Origin of the sequence: Sphingomonas sp. OK281 (assembly GCF_900115295.1) — a bacterium.
In the GTDB taxonomy this organism is placed as follows: Bacteria; Pseudomonadota; Alphaproteobacteria; order Sphingomonadales; family Sphingomonadaceae; genus Sphingomonas.
In genome coordinates this window covers 884,141-902,082 of the sequence record NZ_FOVZ01000002.1, presented here as the reverse complement: position 1 = coordinate 902,082, position 17,942 = coordinate 884,141, and the positions used below count along the sequence as shown (strand labels likewise).

The following is a 17,942-nucleotide window of genomic DNA, read 5'->3' as shown; positions in this document are numbered from 1 at the left end:
GGGATGGCAACACGCCGCGCGACCGGCTACAGCCCGGCCCACTTATGACCGATACTCCCGCGCCCGCCCGCGATTACCGCGACACCGTCTTCCTGCCGAAGACCGACTTCCCGATGAAGGCGGGCCTCGCCGCGAAGGAGCCGGCGATCCTGGAGCGCTGGGCGAAGCTCGGCATCTACGACCGGTTGCGCGAACAGCGGCTTGGGCGCGAGCGGTTCATCCTGCACGATGGCCCGCCGTACGCGAACGGCGACATCCACATGGGCCACGCGATGAACAAGGTCCTGAAGGACATCATCGTCCGCTCGCAATCGCTGATGGGCAAGGACGCGCCCTACGTCCCCGGCTGGGACTGCCACGGCCTGCCGATCGAGTGGAAGGTCGAGGAAGCGTATCGCGCGAAGAAGCTCAACAAGGACGACGTCCCCGTCGACCAGTTCCGCGCCGAATGCCGCGCCTATGCCGAGAAATGGGTCGCCGTGCAGAAGGCCGAGTTCGAGCGCTTAGGCGTGATGGGCGACTGGGCCGATCCGTACCTGACGATGAAGTACGAGGCCGAGGCCGCGATCGTCGGCGAGCTGCTCAAGTTCGCCGAGAGCGGCCAGCTGTACCGCGGTGCCAAGCCGGTGATGTGGTCGCCGGTCGAAAAGACCGCGCTCGCCGAGGCCGAGGTCGAGTATGAGGACATCGTTTCCACGCAGATCGACGTCGCGTTCGAGATCGACTCTGCGCCGAACGCGCCCGAACTGGTCGGCGCGCATGCGGTGATCTGGACGACCACGCCGTGGACGATCCCGGTGAACCAGGCGCTGAGCTATGGGCCTGAGATCGATTATTTCGTCTTCAATTTGTATTCTGATCCCGGAATGGGCGCCGAAGAGACTGCTCGATCTGACGAACGACTGAGCGCACTTGGCTTGCCGATTGGCGTTAATTTGTTGGTTGCCAACGAGTTGTTTGACAGTTTCATTGCACGCTTGAAAAAGCGGGCTGAAGCTGCCGACTGGTCTGATCTTGGTGGACGTGTTCCCGAACTATTGGCGTTGTTCGAGACGAAGCACATCAAAGGCTCGCAACTCGAAGGCGCGACCGCGCGTCACCCGATGCACGCACTCGGCGGGTTCTTTGCGAAGCCGCGCCCGTTCCTCCCCGGCGCGTTCGTCACGACCGACGCTGGCACCGGGCTCGTCCACATGGCGCCGGACCACGGCGAGGACGATTTCGAACTCTGCAAGCAATACGGCATCGACCCGGTCTTCGCGATCGACGGCGCGGGGATGTACCGCGCCGACTGGGCATGGCTCGGCGGCCAGGGCAGCGTCATCAACAAGAAGTTCGTGAGCGCCGACGGCCCGATCTGCTCGGACCTGCGCGAGGTCGGCGGGTTGCTGGCGGCGAGCGACGACTTCAAGCACAGCTACCCGCATTCGTGGCGCTCGAAGGCCAAGGTGATCTTCCGCGCGACCCCGCAATGGTTCATCCCGATGGATGCTTCGACGTCGCTCAGCACCGACGGGCGTGCGACAGAATCCCCCTCCCGCCTGCGGGAGGGGTTAGGGGAGGGCAGTGCCGCAAATGCTGCGCTCGACGCCTCCCCTCCCCCAACCCCTCCCGCAAGCGGGAGGGGAGCAGAAGCAGTGAGCGGCAACGGCGCCACCCTCCGCGAAATCGCGCTCGACGCGATCGCCGCGACCACCTGGATCCCCGCGCGCGCGGAAAACCGGATCACGTCGATGGTGCAGGGCCGCCCCGACTGGGTCATCTCGCGCCAGCGCGCCTGGGGCGTGCCGATCGCGCTGTTCGTCAACCGCGCCACCGGCCAGTACCTCAACGACCCCGCCGTCAACGCGCGCATCGTCGAAGCCTTCCGCGAGAACGGCGCGGATGCGTGGTACGCCGACGGCCACCAGGCGCTGCTCGGCCCCGACTACGACCTCGCCGACTATGAGGTCGTGAAGGACATCCTCGACGTCTGGTTCGACTCCGGCTGCACGCACGTCTTCACCGTCGAAGCACGCTATGGCGAAGGCACGCGCGCGAACCTGTACCTCGAAGGCTCGGACCAGCATCGCGGCTGGTTCCAGTCGTCGCTGCTCGAAAGCTGCGGCACGCGCGGTCGCGCACCGTACGACGCGGTCCTCACGCACGGCTTCGCGCTCGACGGCCAGGGCCGGAAGATGTCGAAGTCGCTCGGCAACGTCGTCGATCCGCTCAAGATCATCGGCGAGTCCGGCGCGGACATCCTGCGCATGTGGGTCGCCTCGACCGACTATTTCGACGACGTGAAGATCGGCAAGGAAGTGCTCGCCACCGCCTCCGACGCATACCGCAAGCTGCGCAACACCTTCCGCTACATGCTCGGCGCACTCGAAGACTTCGACGAGTCGGAGCGCGTCGCGGTGTCCGACATGCCCGAGCTGGAGCGCTACGTGCTCCACCGCCTCGGCATGATCGACACCGAGCTGCGCCAGGCGGCCGAAGCGTACGAGTTCAACCGCTACACGCGCCTGCTGACCGACTTCGCGAGCGAGGACCTGTCCGCATTCTTCTTCGATATCCGCAAGGACTCGCTCTATTGCGACGCGCCGAGCGACATCAAGCGCCGGTCGTACCGCACCGTCCTCGACGTGCTGTTCCACGCGCTCGTCCGCTACGCCGCGCCGGTGCTCTGCTTCACCGCGGAAGAAGTGTGGCAGTCGCGCTTCCCGAGCGACGACAGCTCGGTCCACTATCTCGAATGGCCGTCGCTGCCGTCGCTCGACGCCGACGACGTGGTCGGCAGCAAGTGGCACGAAATCCGCCAGTTGCGCGTCCAGGTCACCGAGGCGATCGAACCGCTCCGCCGCGAGAAGACCGTGCGCTCCAGCTTGGAAGCGGAGATCACCGTGCCGTCGATGCTGCTCGACGCGGACGCGCTCGCCGAAGCCTTCATCGTCGCCAAGGTGACCCCGGGCGACGCCGTCACCGTCGCCCGCACCGACTTCCACAAATGCGGCCGCTGCTGGCGCCACCTCCCCGAGGTGACCGTCGATGGCGAGCTCTGCAACCGGTGCGACGAGGTGGTGGCCGATGCGTAACCTGCCCAAGGCCGGGTTCGGGGCAGCCGCCGCCCTCTTCCTCGCCGACCAGATCAGCAAATGGGCGGTGACCAAGCCGCTCGGGATCGACTCGCTCGGCGATTCGCAGACCATCACCTCGTTCTTCGACCTGCGCTTCGTGCCCAACATCGGCATCTCGCTCGGGCTGCTCCCCGCCGACGGGCACCTCACCCGCTGGGCGCTGGTACTGCTGACCGGCGCGATCGCGGTCGGCGTCGCGGTGTGGATGACGCGCGAGAAGAACCCCACCGATCAGGTCGCTCTCGGCTTCGTGCTCGGCGGCGCGATCGGCAATATCCTCGACCGGATCCGGCTCGGCTATGTGGTCGATTTCGCCGACCTGCATATCGGCGAGTGGCGTCCGTTTTTGGTCTTCAATGTCGCCGATGCAGCGATTACTGTCGGCGTGCTCGTCCTGCTTGTTCGGGCGCTCCTCGTGCGCGAGAAGCCCCCTGTGGAGAATTCCCATGCGTAAGTTCGTACCCCTGGCTGCCGGTCTGGCGAGCGCGGCCCTCCTGTCCGGTTGTGGCGCAGGCCGAAGCCTCGATCGCGCACGTCCGGACGAGTTCGCGGTCGCGCGCCAGGCGCCGCTGGTGATCCCGCCCGACTTCGCACTGGTCCCGCCGCAGCCCGGCGCCGCCCGTCCGCAGGATACCGCCGCCAACGCGCAGACGCTCGATGCGCTGTTCGGGGGTGCCGCGGCACGCAGCCCGGCGGAATCGGGCGTCGTCGCCGATGCAGGCGCGGACAGCGACGATCCCGGCATCCGCTCCAACGTTGGCGATCCCGGCACGACCGTGGTCGACAAGGGCTCGACGACGCGCGACATCGTCGCTGCACCGGAAGGCGACGGCCAGGACGCGAAGACTACTGCGAACTGATTGCGGCCTTGGTGGCTGACGAAAAAGGGCGGCTCCTCGCGGGGCCGCCCTTTTTCGTACCTGGGTGCCGCAGCATCGCCCGAAGCGGGACAATGATCCGTTCCCGCATCCGCACCCGACCCGTCATCCCAGCGGAAGATGGGGTCTCACCGTGTTGCGAACGTCGCCTGCCCCTCGGGATACCCCGGCTTTCGATGGGCGACGGCTTGGGGGATCAGGAATCAGGAGTGAGGCAATCTCGGCAAGTCCCCCTCGTTCTCCCGCAAAGGCGGGAGCCCAGACTAGGTCGCCGCCTTTGCCGGGAAACACCTTCGCCAGTCGAAGAGGGGCGCGGAAAGTGAGCCGCGCCCCTCTTCGGGCGATCAGAACGCCGCGGTCAGCGACACCAGCACCTTGCCGCCAGCGATCGACCCGCTGCCATCCTGGCCGCGGCTGAAGCTCGGCTGGAGATACGCTGACTCGCTCTTGCTGATGTCGGTGTCGACATAGGCCACGCCCAGAGTCAGCGGGGTCGTCGGGATCACGTAGTCGGCACCGAACAGCCAGTCCCAATATTCGCCCGTCGGCGACACGCTGGTCGCGAACGGCCCAAGCCCCTTGTTGCCGTTCGAATGGCCGACATGCGCCTTCACGGTCAGCCCCGTGTTCGGGATCCCGCTGCTGATATCGCCCCAGAGGTACAGATTGTCGTCCTTGGCGTTGACGCGGTCGTACACGCCGTTCGCGGCCGACGTGCCATTGGTGTACCACGGTCCCAGCGCCTGCTGCTTGGGCGCATAGGCGACACCGGCGAGCAGCGCGACCGGGCCGACGGTGCCCGACAGCTTGGCATAGGGCTCGATGAAGTCGGTGTTGTCGAAGCCGCCTGGATACATGTACCAGGTCGCGCCGACGTCGATCGTGCCACCGCCGCCGATCGGCGTCTTGTAGCCCGCGATCAGGTCGAGCTCCATGTTGGAGCCGCCGAACGTGCCCCACCCTGCGAGGTTCGAGCCCCAGGTGCCGATGTACACGCCGCTCTTGTGCGCGATCGTGATGCCGCCCTGGACCGCAAGGTTCTCGTCCGACTGCGACACGCCGCGAAAGCGATAGTCGTTGGTGAGGCCGACCGAGCCGGAGACGGTGACCTCCTTGGGAGGAGCCGTGGCCGCATCCTGTGCGAACGCTGGCGTAGCGACGACAGCCAAAGCAATGCCGCCGAGAAGAATAGTGGTGAAGCGCATCGTTTCCCTTTCGATACTGGAAATTCGATGTCCCCGCCTGCAACCGCCGACGCCGCATCTATCGAGGCATGGCCTCCAAGTGCAGTCTTTCTTGCGGTGACGAACGTGTGACAGTCCGTGGTGCGACGCACAAGCGAATCTTGCGTACATCCGGGGTTTGACGCGACTCATGTTGCGCAAGAGCCACACCGAATGTATCCGAAGGGCCACGATTGGCTTGCGAACCCTGCCGGCCAAGCCCCTCACCTTCGCCATCGTGCCGACGATGCCGACAAGCACTTTTACGTCAGAATAACGATGGCGACGCCGGCGATCGACAGGATGATGCTCGATACCACGAGCCAGCGAACCTCCGGCGTGTCGCGCGACGCACTGGCGCGGTGGACCGCGGTGAGCAGCATTGCCGTACTCACAAGGACGACGAGGCTGCCCAACAGATCGCCCTGAGTCTCCGTCATCACCCGTCCCACTGGTCCACCTGCGAATAGGGTAGTGACGCGGACCTATCGTGCGGATGACGCGGCGATGAAAACTGCGGATGAACCGCTAGCCGCGCGCTTGCCGAAAAGCATCCAGCCCGGCTTCGAGGTCGGCGATCAGGTCGGCGGGATCTTCGAGACCGATCTGGAGGCGGACCATCGGCCCGGCGGCGGCGCGCTGGGTGACGCTTCGGTAGCGGTGCGGGTCGGCGGGGATGGCGAGGCTTTCGAACCCGCCCCAGCTATAGCCTATGCCGAACAGTTGCAGGGTATCGATCAGGACGGCACGCGATGCCTCGTCGCCGCCGTTGAGGACGAACGAGAACAGGCCGCTGGAGCCCTTGAAGTCGCGGACGAACAGGTCGTGGCCAGGACAGTCGGGGAGCGCGGGGTGGAGCACCTGCGCGACTTCGGGGCGCGATTTGAGCCAGTTTGCGATCTGGAGGGCGCTCGACTGGTGCTGCGCCAGGCGGACCGCCATCGTGCGCAGGCCCCGGCTGCCGAGCCAGCAATCGTCGGGGCTGGCGACCTGGCCAAGCTGGAAACTCGTCTCGCGCAGTTTCTTGAAATGGCCCGGCGCGGCGGTGACCGAGCCGAGCATGACATCCGAATGGCCGACGACGTATTTGGTGCCGGCGAGGATCGTCAAATTGACGCCACGCTCGATCGCGGGGAAGAACAGCGGGGTCGCCCAGGTGTTGTCGAGCAGCGTAGTCACGCCCCTCGCCTTCGCAGCGGCGACGATCGCAGGAACGTCCTGCACCTCGAAGCTCAGCGAACCGGGGCTTTCCATGAAGATCGCTCGCGTGTTCTCGCCGATCAGGTCGGCGATGCCCGCACCGATCATCGGGTCGTAATAACGCGTGGTGATGCCGAACCGCTTGAGCAGCCCGCCAGCCATGCCGCGCGTCGGGTCGTAAGCGCTGTCGACCAACAGCAGTTCGTCGCCAGGCGACAGCACAGACAGCAGTGCCGCCGCGATCGCCGCAACGCCAGAGCAATAGAGGAACGTCCCTTCCGCACCGGGCTCGAGCGAGGTCAGCGCGTCGGCGAGGCTCCACTGCGTCGGCGTACCCTTCCGCCCGTAGAACAGCCGGTGATGCGTATCGCGCGTGGCGCTGTCGCGGAGATGGCCGACCGAGTCGTACAGGATCGTCGAGGCGCGCCAGACCGGCGGACTGACGATTCCTTGAGTCCATTCCGGGCGACGACCGGCGAGGACGACCTTGGTCGCGTCGCCGACCGGCTTGTTCGTGTCGCTCATGCCGTGCCTGTCGCCTTTGGTGTCTCGGGATCGCCGCCCCATTCGGACCAGCTCCCGTCATACAGCGCCGCGTCGCTGCCGAGCAGGTGCGCGCCGAACGCGAGCACCGACGCGGTAATGCCCGAGCCGCAGGTCATCACGATCGGCTTCGCCAGGTCGATGCCCGCCTTGTCGAACTCGGCCTTGAGCGCGTCGCCGGTCTTCCACGTGCCGTCCGCGTTGAACACAGCGCCCTGCGGCAGGTTCTTCGAGCCCGGAATATGCCCCGGCGCGGTGCCCGGCCGCGGATCTTCCTCCGCGCCGGTGAAGCGCGTCGCGGACCGCGCGTCGAGCACCTGCTCCGCGCCGCTTGCGACGTTCGCCTTCATCTGGTCGAGATTGCGCACGCCCTTCAGGTCCGCCCAGGTCGTGAAGTGGCGATGCCGCGGCGTCTCTTTCCCCGTCGCGGTCTCGCGCCCCTGGGCCTGCCATTTGGCGAACCCACCATCGAGGATCGCGACGTTGTGCGCGCCGAACAGCCGCAGCATCCACCACGCCCGCGCGGCCGTGTGCCAGGGCGAGCTGTCGTACAGCACGATCCGGCTGCCATCGCCGAGCCCCAGCGTCTGCATCCGGCTCGCGAACTTCTCCGCCGAGGGCAGAGTATTCGGCAGGTCGCTATCGGTATCGCGCAACTCGCTGAGGTTCATGAACACCGCGCCGGGGATATGCGCCGCCTCATACTCCGCCGCCGCATCGCGCCCTTCCGCGTGTGTCGCGTCGACGATCCGAAGATCGCTCGCGCCCAGTTCGTTCGCCAGCCATTCGGTGCTTACCAACGCGTCCATATGCCGCTCCTTGTGCTCGATCGGTCAGTAGCCAGCCGGGCCGCTCGCGTCGAGGGAGGCGAGGAACCCCGCCGCCTGCGCACGCGTCGCCTCGCGGTCCGCCTCCGACTGTTTCGCCCAGTTGCGATACGGCATCGCCAGCCGGTTGTTGCGCCCGAGCTTGTCCTCGTGCCGCGCTAGGAAATCCCAATACAGCGCGTTGAACGGGCACGCATCGGGCCCGATCCGCTGCTTCACGTTGTACCGGCAGCTCCCGCAATAATCGGACATCCGATCGATATACGCGCCCGACGAGATATACGGCTTCGACCCGAGCAGCCCGCCATCGCCGAACTGGCTCATCCCCAGCGTGTTGGGCAGTTCCACCCACTCGTAGGCGTCGACATACACCTCAAGATACCAGAGGTGCACCTTGGCCGGGTCCGCGCCGATCAGCAGCGCGAAATTACCCGTTACCATCAGCCGCTGGATGTGATGCGCGTGAGCGGTCTCCAGCGTCTGGCCGATCGCCTCGCGCAGACAGTGCATGTCGGTCTCGCCGGTCCAGTACCAGCCGGGGAGTTCGCGGTGATGGTCGAGGAAGTTGCGCTCGACGTAATCCGGTCCCTCGCGCCAATAGATCCCGCGCATATATTCGCGCCAGCCGATGATCTGGCGGATATACCCCTCGACCGCGTTGAGCGGCGCGCGCCCGGCGCGATACTCCGCCTCCGCCCGCCGGCACAGGTCGAGCGGATCGAGCAGCCCCGAATTGATGTACGGCGACAGGATCGAGTGCCACAGATGCCGCTCGCCGGTGAGCATCGCATCCTCGTAATCCCCGAACTGCGCCAGCGCGTGCTTGAAAAAGTTCGCCGCCTGCCGCTCCGCATCCTTCGCGGTCACGGCGTATCCGAACCCGTCGAGACTCCCCGGATGATCCGCGAACCGCTCCGCCACCAGCGCCAGCACATCCTGCGTGATCGCGTCCGGCTTGAAGACCAGCGGGCGCGGCATCAGCAGGTCGTTCTTCGCGGGCTTGCGGTTCTCCTTGTCGAAGTTCCAGCGACCGCCCTCCGGCTTGCCAGCGGTCATCAACAGTCCGGTGCGCGTCCGCATCTGGCGATAGAACCACTCCATCGTCAGCGACTTGCGCTCCGCCGCCCAGGTCTCGAAATCGGCATGGCTGGCGAGGAAACGGTCGTCGCTGCGGATCTCGACCGGGATGCCGAACAGCGTCTCCCAGCTTTCGAGCATCGCCATCACCCGCCACTCGCCACCCTCCGTGACGACGATCTGCTCGGGGTCATGCCGCTCGACCGCGCGCGCGATCTCGCCGGTGAAGCTGCCCGCATTATCGGGGTCGTCGAGCTGTGTGTATTCGACCGTCCACCCGGCCTCGCGCAGCGCCTCGGCATGATTCCGCATCGCCGACAGGATGTACGCGATCTTGCGCTTGTGGTGACGGACATAGGTCGTCTCCTCGGCGACCTCCATCATCAGCACGATCGTGGTTTCGGGATCACAGTCGCGCAGCGAAGCAAGGTCGATCGTGAGTTGGTCGCCGAGGATCGGTACGAGTGTGCTGACGGTCACGCTGCGGCCCCCATCGTCACAAGCCTGCGCTCGTCATTCCCGCGCAGGCGGGAACCCATACTGGCAGGCTTCGCGGCATGATCGCGACGGTTTGAGGATATGGGTCCCCGCCTCCGCGGGGATGACGAGCGGGCAAAGCCAATATCAAACATGTAACCCACTTTGCGGCACCCCCTGTACATCCTACATGGCGGCACATGACCGCTCCCCAGAACCCATTGCATCTCGGCCAGAACAGCGCCCTCCCCGCCTCTCCAGAAGAGGCCGTGCTCGATTATGTTCCGAACCCGCGGCCGGGTCGCACGTACCTGGTCCGGTTCGCGGCGCCCGAGTTCACGTCGCTGTGCCCCGTCACCGGCCAGCCCGACTTCGCGCATCTCGTCATCGACTATGTCCCCGGCGAGACGATCGTCGAATCCAAGTCGCTCAAACTCTTCCTGAGCAGCTTCCGCAACCATGCCGGGTTCCACGAGGATTGCACCGTCGGCATCGGCGAGCGCCTGTTCGACGAGATGAAACCGGCGTGGCTGCGCATCGGCGGCTATTGGTATCCGCGTGGCGGAATCCCGATCGACGTGTTCTGGCAATCGAGTGCACCGCCGCAAGATCTGTGGCTGCCGGACCAGGGAGTGGCCTCCTATCGCGGTCGCGGTTGAGGGCCCAGGACGAGGACGCGAAATATCGATTTGATTTAGATTGATATTATTCCCGTGCTGCACTGCAGTATGTGATGAAACTTTATGCTACCTGAACCGTTCAAATGGATGCGCGACCGGGTTCTCCCAGAAGTGCGCGCTCAAACGAGGGACAGGGTATGGTGAAACCGGCGGACGGTGGGAATATCGCGCGACTGGCGCTGATCGGTAATTTCCTGCCGAGACAGTGCGGCATCGCCACTTTCACGACCGACGTTTTCACGGCCATGCGCGCGCGCTTCCCCGAGATCGCCGTCGACGTCTACGCGATGGACGATCATCCCGGCAAATACGACTACCCGGCCGAAGTCACCGGTACGATCCCCGAGCCCGAGCTGTCGGCCTATATCGACACCGCGCGGAAGATCGAGGCCAGCGGCGCGCAGGCGATCTGGCTCCAGCACGAATACGGCATCTTCGGCGGCCCGGCAGGCGAGCACATCCTCGCGCTGCTCGATCGCACCACGCTGCCGGTCATCGTCACGCTGCACACGATCCTCGAAAAGCCCAATGCCGATGAGCGCCGCGTGCTCGAAGGGTTGCTCCGTCGCGCTGCCCGCGTGGTCGTCATGGCCGAGCGAGGCCGCGACATCCTCCAGCGTGTCTATGGTGCGAACTCGCGCCAGATCGTCATGATCCCGCACGGCGTGCCCGATCGCGACCTGCTCGATCCGGCCGTGCTGAAGGACAAGTTCGGCTGGGAAGGCCGCAAGGTCATGCTGACGTTCGGCCTGCTCGCTCCCAACAAGGGGATCGAGACGGTCATCAACGCGCTCCCCGCGGTGATCGCGAAGCATCCCGACCTGTTGTACGTCGTGCTCGGCGCGACCCACCCGAACCTCGTCGCGTACGAGGGTGAGAAGTACCGCGACAAGCTGAAGGCGCTCGCCGCCGAAAAGGGCGTCGCCGACAACGTCTCGTTCGTCGATGCCTTCCTCGAGCATGGCGAACTGCTCGATTATCTCCAGGCGTCGGACGTCTATGTGACGCCGTATACCAACCCCGCGCAGATCACGTCGGGCACGCTCAGCTACGCGATCGGTGTCGGCAAGCCCGTCATCTCGACGCCGTACGTGCACGCTACCGAGATCCTCGCGGATGGCCACGGCGTGCTCGTCCCGTTCGGTGACGTCGACGCGTTCGCGCGCGAGATCGATGCGCTGATGTCGAACGACCGCGATCGCAATCGTCTGGCCGAGTGTGCCTATGCGCGCGGCCGCACGATGATCTGGCCTAAGCTCGCCGAGGCGATGATGACGGAGATCCGTGCGATCGTGGCGGCGCGCCCTTTTCGCCTCGCCAAGGTGCCAGCCCCGCTGAAGCAGCTGACGCCTGATTTCGCCGCCGTGGAGCGGATGAGCGATTCGACCGGGATGCTCCAGCATTCGATCTATTCGATCCCCGATCGTCGTCACGGCTACTGCATCGACGACAATTGTCGTGCGCTGATGCTGATGAGCGCGCTGCCCGACCTCGACGATGTCACCCGCGACAAGTGGATGACAATCTACGCGTCGTTCGTGCAGTATGCGTGGAATCCGGACACGCGCCGGTTCCGCAACTTCATGAACTTCGATCGCACCTGGTGCGAGGATTCGGGGTCGGAAGATTCGAACGGCCGCACGCTCTGGTCGCTCGGCGTCACCGCGCGCGATGCGCAAGCTGCCAAGCACCGCGACTGGGCGACAGCGATGTTCGATTCGACCGCATCGATGGCGCTCGAACTCGGCTCCTTGCGCGCGCAGGCGTTCGCGATGCTCGGCGCGGCGGCGATGCTGGAGGCCAAGCCCGGTCACCAGCTGTCGCTGTCGATCCTCGAAGCCTTCCCCAAGGTCCATCTCGACCTGCTCGCCAAGGCGCGCCGTCCCGAGTGGCAGTGGTTCGAGATCGTCCTCGCCTACGACAATACGCGCCTCCCGCAGGCGCTGATCCGCGCAGGCCAGGCGCTCGGTCGTCAGGACCTGATCGATTGCGGCCTCGCCACGCTCGACTGGATCGTCGCCAAGCAGACCTCGCCGGAGGGTCGCTTCCGCGCGGTCGGGTCGGAGAGCTTCAACCGGCCTTATGCGGAGCCGTTGCAGTTCGACCAGCAGCCGCTCGAGGCGCAGGCGACCGTCGATGCGTGCGCCGCGGCCTATGACGCGACCGGCGACGTGCGCTGGCGTGACGAAGCGTTGCGCGCCTACGGCTGGTTCCTCGGCGTCAACGACCTCGACCTGCCGCTCGCGAGCGTCGCGGATGGCGGTTGCTATGACGGTTTGATGCCGACCGGGCTCAACCGAAACCAGGGTGCCGAGTCGATTTTGGCGCTCCAACTCGCAAGTTGTGCCATTTCAGGGGTATCAAAGGCAGCGCAAAGCGTGGCAGGAGCGGCGCGCGTCGTCGCCTAGCCACGCTAGAGACAGCCTGACAGGCGACGGTGCGCTGAGTGGAACGACGCGGGGCACTGCTACGATGGATCTGTTCAACCACCAGCTGCGGCTGCACGCGGACCCTTCGCGTGTCGTCGTGCGGCCGTTCCATATCGCTTGGGGCGGTCACGGCGGCGCACCGAGCCGCACCGAGCGGCTCGTCGGCGAAGTGCTGGAAATGTCGCCCGCACAGGCGCGTGCGCAACTCGAGGTCGTGCTGAAGGATTTCGAGGCACGCCACTGGCAGACGCGGCGCGTGTTCATGACGCGCTACGACCAGATCGAGGACATGCTCGGGCTGAACGGCGCGGAGATCGGTGACGAGAAGCGCCAGCTGATCGGCGCGTATTTCTGCCACGAATACAGCTACGCCGCCGCCGCGCTGATGAACCCTAGCGCGGTGCCGCATTTCGACCAGTCGGGCATGCCGCCGGGCTCGATGCGCATTCTCATGAGCCTGCGCGCAGTCGGCGAGGGCCACATCTCCTCCGTGGCGTTCCGCGAGGGGATCATCACCTGCGAAAACCAGATGAAGCTCGCGCCCGAGCCGCCGTTCGCGACCGCGACCGACGCGGTCGGCAGCGGTGAGGACGAGATGCCGATCGGCCCCGTCACCGTCTATCGCCACCGCGACAGCACGCTCAGCGGCACGGTGATCTTCCCGATCACGCAGGCGCAGTCGAAGGGCCTAGAGGATCTCCGCATCGTCCGCTTCCAGCACGACGACGGCGATTACGAGTGGATCGGCACCTACACCGCGTATAACGGCTCGGTGATCCAGTCCGAACTGATGCGCACCCGCGATTTCCGCGCGTTCGACCTCGTGCCGATGACCGGCCCGGCGGCGCGCAACAAGGGCATGGCGCTGTTCCCGCGGAAGGTGAACGGCCAGTACATGATGATCGGCCGGCAGGACGGCGAGAATTTGTTCCTGCTCAAGTCGGACACGCTGACCGACTGGGACGACGGCGAGAAGATCCTGACGCCCGAATATCCGTGGGAGCTGGTGCAGATCGGCAATTGCGGCCCGCCGATCGAACTCGACGAGGGTTGGCTGCTGCTGACCCACGGCGTCGGCGCGATGCGGAAGTATTCGATCGGCGCGGTGCTGCTCGACAAGGACGATCCGTCGAAGGTGATCGGCCGGACGAGCCAGCCGATCCTGGCCGCGAAGGACCAGGACCGCGAGGGGTATGTGCCCAACGTCGTCTATAGCTGCGGCGCGTTGAAGCATGGCGATACGATCTTCATGCCGTACGGGATCGCGGACAGCTCGGTGGGCTTCGCGTTCGTGCCGATCAAGGACATGCTTGCTGCGATGAAGTGAGGGGGGCATGGCTCAAATGGAGCGGGCGCTCACCCGTCCTCCGTTGCGCCCGTCCTCCATTCCGTCTCCTCTTCCGTCCCCCTCTTCGTTCCACCCCTCTTCCGTTCGTCCTGAGTAGCCATCGAGTAGCTGCTCTTGCAGCGTATCGAGAGGGCGTATCGAAGGACAGGTTGGCGCGCGGAACCCATGCTTCGATACGCGCCCTCGATACGCTTCTGCGAAGCTACTCGGTCGCTACTCAGCACGAACGGGAGGGGGTCTTGTTCTCCCGCGAAGGCGGGACCCCGGTCTGGATCCCCGCCTTTGCGGGGAAACACGCTCACTTACCCCCTCTCCCCTCGGGGGAGAGGGAAGGGGCCCGCCCGGCGCTTGCCGGGTGGGAAGGGTGAGGGCACGAGACTAGCGCGAAGCAGCCATCGTCCGCCGGTACATCACCCAAGTCAGCACCGCGAACAACAGCGTCCCGCCAACCAGCGCCACGCCAGCAAACCCATCCCCAACCAACGCCAACGGCGTCTCCTTGTTGGTCAGATACACGATCCCCGCAAAGCCGACGCCCCACAGCGACTCCCCGACGATCATCCCTGTCGCGGTCAACACACCCATCCGCTTGGCCAGCTCAGGATCCCGAGCCCGGTCCGCCCAGCGATCATACGCAAACCCCACTACAGCCCCGATCGTGACCGGCAACGTCACCGACATCGGCAAATACACACCGAGCCCGACCCCGAGCGGCGGCAACCGCAGCTTCCCCGCCTTGCCAAGCAACTCGTCGACCGCGATCACGACCACACCGGTAAGCGCCCCATACCCAATCATCGCCCAATTGAGGTTCCCCCCCAGCACACCCTTCGCGAGCGCCGAGATCAACGCCGCCTGAGGCGCCGCCAGCGCATTCGGCCCCGCCCCCGGCGCACCGGCAAACCCGAGCGTGCTCCCCAGCAAGTTCAACACCGGCGGCACCACGATCGAGCCGAACACCACGCCGATCAGCAGCGCGACCTGCTGCTTCCACGGCGTCGCGCCGACCAGCTGGCCCGTCTTCAGATCCTGCAAATTGTCATTCGAGATCGTCGCGATCCCGAACACGATGCCCGTGACGATCAGTCCGTAGGCGACCAAGGCCTGCGTCGTCCCCGGCTCGATAGCGCGACCGAACCACGACACCAGCAGGATCGACGCCGCGAGGATCGCGAGGATGCCGATCCCCGATACCGGCGAGTTCGACGCGCCGATCAGCCCCGCCATGTACCCGCACACCGCCGCGATCACGAGACCGATGACGAGGATGAACACGAGGCTCCCCGCGATCAGCCCGATCGCCGACGCCTCCAGCGGACCGCCCTGCAGCACGGTCCACAACAGGATGCCGATCGGCACTAGCATCGCCAGCGAGCCGATCCCGACGATCCCGATCGGAATGTCGCGCTCTTCGAGGGCCAGCACTTCGCCGCCACGCTTCGCGGCCGACGCTGCCAGCGCCGAACGGACGCCGCCGACCACCGGCCCGGCGATCTTCAACAACGTCCAGATCGCCGCGACACCGATCACGCCCGCGCCAAAGAAGCGCACGTCCGAGCGGAACACGGTGTTGGCGATCACCTCCGCGGTCCCGGTGACGCTCCCGCCCGAGGTCAGGATCGGCAGCAGGATCCACCAGCCGATCACCACCCCCGCAAACATCGCCATACCGACCGAGATGCCGACCAGATGCCCCGCGCCGAGCAACGCGAACGACAGCCCGCCCGAAATCCCGGTCGCGCCAGCGCCCACGCGGAACCACGTCGCGGCTTCGGCGGCGACGAGCTTGGTCTGCGTCAGGATCGCGAACCCGGCCGAGACGACCGCGTTGGCGACGATGATGCCAAGCCCGCGCGCGCTTTCCTCGCCGCCTTCGCGACTACCCGCGCCGACCTTCAGCACCTCGGCGGCCGCGCGGCCTTCCGGATACGGCAACACGGTGTCGACGACGAGCGCACGACGCAGCGGTACCGAGAACAGCACGCCGAGCACGCCGCCGAACATCGTGATCGCCGCGGTGGTGAAGAACGGAAAGCCCTGCCACCAGCCGATCATCACCAGCCCCGGCAGCACGAAGATGATCGCCGCCAGCGTGCCCGCCGCGGACGCGATCGTCTGGACGATGTTGTTCTCGAGGATCGTCGAATCCTTGAACAACCGCAGCACCGCCATCGAGATCACCGCAGCCGGGATCGACGTCGCGAACGTCAGCCCGATCTTGAGCCCGAGATACACGTTAGCCGCGGTGAACAGCAGCGTGATGATCCCGCCGAGCACGATCCCGCGAAACGTAAGCTCGCGCATGCTGGTCTCGGGGCCCGTGTCGGTTACGCCCCGCGTCGCGTCGGTCATCTGGTCAGCCTCAAAGCAATTCGGGCGACTTGTGACACGATGTGGGGCGGGAGGAAACCGCAACTCCCGCCAGAAGCATGTTCTCCCGCGAAGGCGGGAGTCCAGACTGGGCTCCCGCCTTCGCGGGAGAACAAGGAAGGGCGGGCTGACCTCGCCCAACCCGCAACCCAGACCTACCGCGTCGCCATCCGCCGAGCGAAATGCACTTCGACCGCCCGCGTGACGCTCTCCGCGATCCGGTGCCGCCCCTCGCTGCTGTCCAGGAACGCCGCGTCCTGCGGGTTCGAGATATACCCCGTCTCGAACAGGATCGACGGCATGTCCGGCGCCTTCAGCACCATCAGCGACGCCATCCGGTGGAAGTTCGCCTTCAACGGCATCAACGGCCTGGCCTCCCGCCCGAGCAGTCGCGCGAAGGTCGCCGACGCGTTCATAGTCTCGCGTTGCGTCAGGTCGATCAGGATCGACGACACGTCCGCGGGCGCCTCGCCGAGATTGACGCCCGAGATCACATCGGCCTTGTTCTCGCGCGCCGCCAGCCGTGCGGCCTCCTTGTCCGACGCCACCTCGGACAACGTGTACGCCGTCGCACCGGTAGCATTCTCCGAGCCAGTGCTGTCGCAGTGGATCGAGATGAACAGATCACCCTTGAGCCGCCGCGCGACCCCGTACCGCTCGCGCAGAATCAAATAGCGGTCGTCGTTCCGCGTCAGCGCCACGCGGACGCGCCCCGATGCGAGCAACTCGTCGCGGATCGCCTTGGCGACCTTCAGCGTCACGTCCTTCTCGCGCAGCCCGTTCGGCCCGATCGCGCCGGGATCGACACCGCCATGCCCCGCATCGATCACCACCAGCGGTCGCGTGTCGTCGCCCTGCACGCGCGGCAGTTTCATGCCCCGCGCCTTGGGCGGCACCGGCACCGACACCTTGTACTTCGGCCGCGACGCAGCCCCAAAATTGAACGGGAAGAAGTTCAGCGGCCCGGCGATCCCGGCTTCCGCAAACTGATCGTAATCGACCGTGCGCAATGCCAGCGTCAGCTCGCGCCCGTCGGAGTCGAAGCCGCCATCTGTGACGATCGCCGGCTCGGCCAGATCGAACACCATCCGCATCCCCGATCGACCACTGCGCATCTGCGTGACGCCGGTCACCAGCCCGCGTCCGACGACCTCCCGCCCCGGCGTAGCGCCCGACACGTCGACCGCGATCTGTCGCGGCCCGGTCAGCACGCGGCTGGCGGCATCGCCGACCGCCTCGTCGAAGCGGATGACGATCCGCCCGTCCCGGATCGCGACGCTCTGCACGGTCGCCGCCCAGGCGGGGACGCTCGCCAGCCAGCCGGCGATGAGGGCAATGACCGTCAACACCCCGCGTCCTTGCCGTGCGGCCCTGCCGCCGGTCCAGCGAAAACCCATGCTACACCCCTTTGATCGATACATCCGATCTCTGCGAGCGAGCGATAGCGCCTCGCATCACAAGACGCGGTTGCGCAGTGCGGTTAATTTGCCGTTTGCCACGTATTTGCCGGCAAGGCTCTGCCGCCCCGGCAAGTCTGCGCCTCGCTGCCCCTATTTCGAGCCGAAACGCCCGCGAAACCAGCCTTTCCGGGGCTAGTTGCGAGATCGGGTATGCAGTGCTAGTCCTGTCGTACAGCCGTGTGTCGCCTGGATTTTACCAGCGACGCGCCGGTCTCGACGCCCGCCAGCGGATTCTCGCCGGCGCGGCAATTCAGGTTGACGCTCGAATGACGCATTCCCCCCGCCCCGCACTCCGACCGGCCTTCGCCGAC

Annotated in this window: 13 protein-coding genes; 6 read left to right on the top strand and 7 right to left on the bottom strand. The window is 66.0% G+C overall.

The window, feature by feature from the left end:
- The first annotated feature begins 44 nt into the window (after positions 1–44).
- From BM244_RS10215 to BM244_RS10205, 3 genes are read left to right on the top strand one after another with little or no spacing between them, the layout of a single operon-like run.
- The gene (locus tag BM244_RS10215) at positions 45–3,077 is read left to right on the top strand and encodes an isoleucine--tRNA ligase (protein WP_093398775.1); all 3,033 of its coding nucleotides are present in this window, start codon (positions 45–47) and stop codon (positions 3,075–3,077) included.
- A complete protein-coding gene (lspA, locus tag BM244_RS10210) occupies positions 3,070–3,573 on the top strand; it encodes a signal peptidase II (protein ID WP_093398774.1) in 504 nt (167 codons plus the stop codon). The genes BM244_RS10215 and lspA overlap by 8 nt, the downstream gene beginning before the upstream one ends.
- Positions 3,566–3,979 carry a DUF3035 domain-containing protein gene (locus BM244_RS10205; RefSeq protein WP_093398773.1) on the top strand — a complete coding sequence of 138 codons (414 nt, stop codon included), beginning with the start codon at positions 3,566–3,568 and terminating at the stop codon, positions 3,977–3,979. The genes lspA and BM244_RS10205 overlap by 8 nt, the downstream gene beginning before the upstream one ends.
- A 362-nt stretch (positions 3,980–4,341) precedes the next feature.
- Here the strand turns inward: BM244_RS10205 and BM244_RS10200 are convergent, their stop codons facing one another.
- From BM244_RS10200 to BM244_RS10185, 5 genes are all read right to left on the bottom strand, one after another.
- Positions 4,342–5,202 carry a TorF family putative porin gene (locus BM244_RS10200; RefSeq protein WP_093398772.1) on the bottom strand — a complete coding sequence of 287 codons (861 nt, stop codon included), beginning with the start codon at positions 5,200–5,202 and terminating at the stop codon, positions 4,342–4,344.
- A gap of 281 nt (positions 5,203–5,483) precedes the next feature.
- Positions 5,484–5,660, bottom strand: coding sequence for a hypothetical protein (locus BM244_RS23090; RefSeq protein ID WP_175518155.1), 177 nt, complete (start codon positions 5,658–5,660; stop codon positions 5,484–5,486).
- A gap of 88 nt (positions 5,661–5,748) precedes the next feature.
- Positions 5,749–6,945, bottom strand: a complete 1,197-nt coding sequence (gene metC / locus BM244_RS10195) for a cystathionine beta-lyase (protein WP_093398771.1) — start codon at positions 6,943–6,945, stop codon at positions 5,749–5,751.
- The gene (locus tag BM244_RS10190; RefSeq protein WP_093398770.1) at positions 6,942–7,772 is read right to left on the bottom strand and encodes a sulfurtransferase; all 831 of its coding nucleotides are present in this window, start codon (positions 7,770–7,772) and stop codon (positions 6,942–6,944) included. The genes metC and BM244_RS10190 overlap by 4 nt, the downstream gene beginning before the upstream one ends.
- A 24-nt stretch (positions 7,773–7,796) precedes the next feature.
- Positions 7,797–9,347: a cryptochrome/photolyase family protein gene (locus BM244_RS10185; RefSeq protein WP_093398769.1), complete on the bottom strand. Its 1,551-nt coding sequence runs from the start codon at positions 9,345–9,347 to the stop codon at positions 7,797–7,799.
- Between the two features lie 197 nt (positions 9,348–9,544).
- On the opposite strand from BM244_RS10185, the gene queF reads away from it, so the two are divergent.
- The 3 genes from queF to BM244_RS10170 all read left to right on the top strand — a co-directional run bounded on the left by queF (position 9,545) and on the right by BM244_RS10170 (position 13,780).
- Positions 9,545–10,003, top strand: coding sequence for a preQ(1) synthase (queF, locus tag BM244_RS10180; protein ID WP_093398768.1), 459 nt, complete (start codon positions 9,545–9,547; stop codon positions 10,001–10,003).
- Between the two features lie 158 nt (positions 10,004–10,161).
- Complete coding sequence (locus BM244_RS10175) at positions 10,162–12,432, top strand: glycosyltransferase family 4 protein (RefSeq protein ID WP_093398767.1); 2,271 nt, start codon at positions 10,162–10,164, stop codon at positions 12,430–12,432.
- Positions 12,433–12,496: 64 nt separating this feature from the next.
- Complete coding sequence (locus BM244_RS10170; protein WP_056065833.1) at positions 12,497–13,780, top strand: glycoside hydrolase family 130 protein; 1,284 nt, start codon at positions 12,497–12,499, stop codon at positions 13,778–13,780.
- Positions 13,781–14,179: 399 nt separating this feature from the next.
- Here BM244_RS10170 and BM244_RS10165 read toward each other — a convergent pair whose 3' ends face one another.
- A complete protein-coding gene (locus tag BM244_RS10165) occupies positions 14,180–16,153 on the bottom strand; it encodes an OPT family oligopeptide transporter (RefSeq protein ID WP_254784370.1) in 1,974 nt (657 codons plus the stop codon).
- Positions 16,154–16,326: 173 nt separating this feature from the next.
- Positions 16,327–17,568 carry an N-acetylmuramoyl-L-alanine amidase gene (locus BM244_RS10160; RefSeq protein WP_093398766.1) on the bottom strand — a complete coding sequence of 414 codons (1,242 nt, stop codon included), beginning with the start codon at positions 17,566–17,568 and terminating at the stop codon, positions 16,327–16,329.
- Positions 17,569–17,942 lie beyond the last annotated feature (374 nt).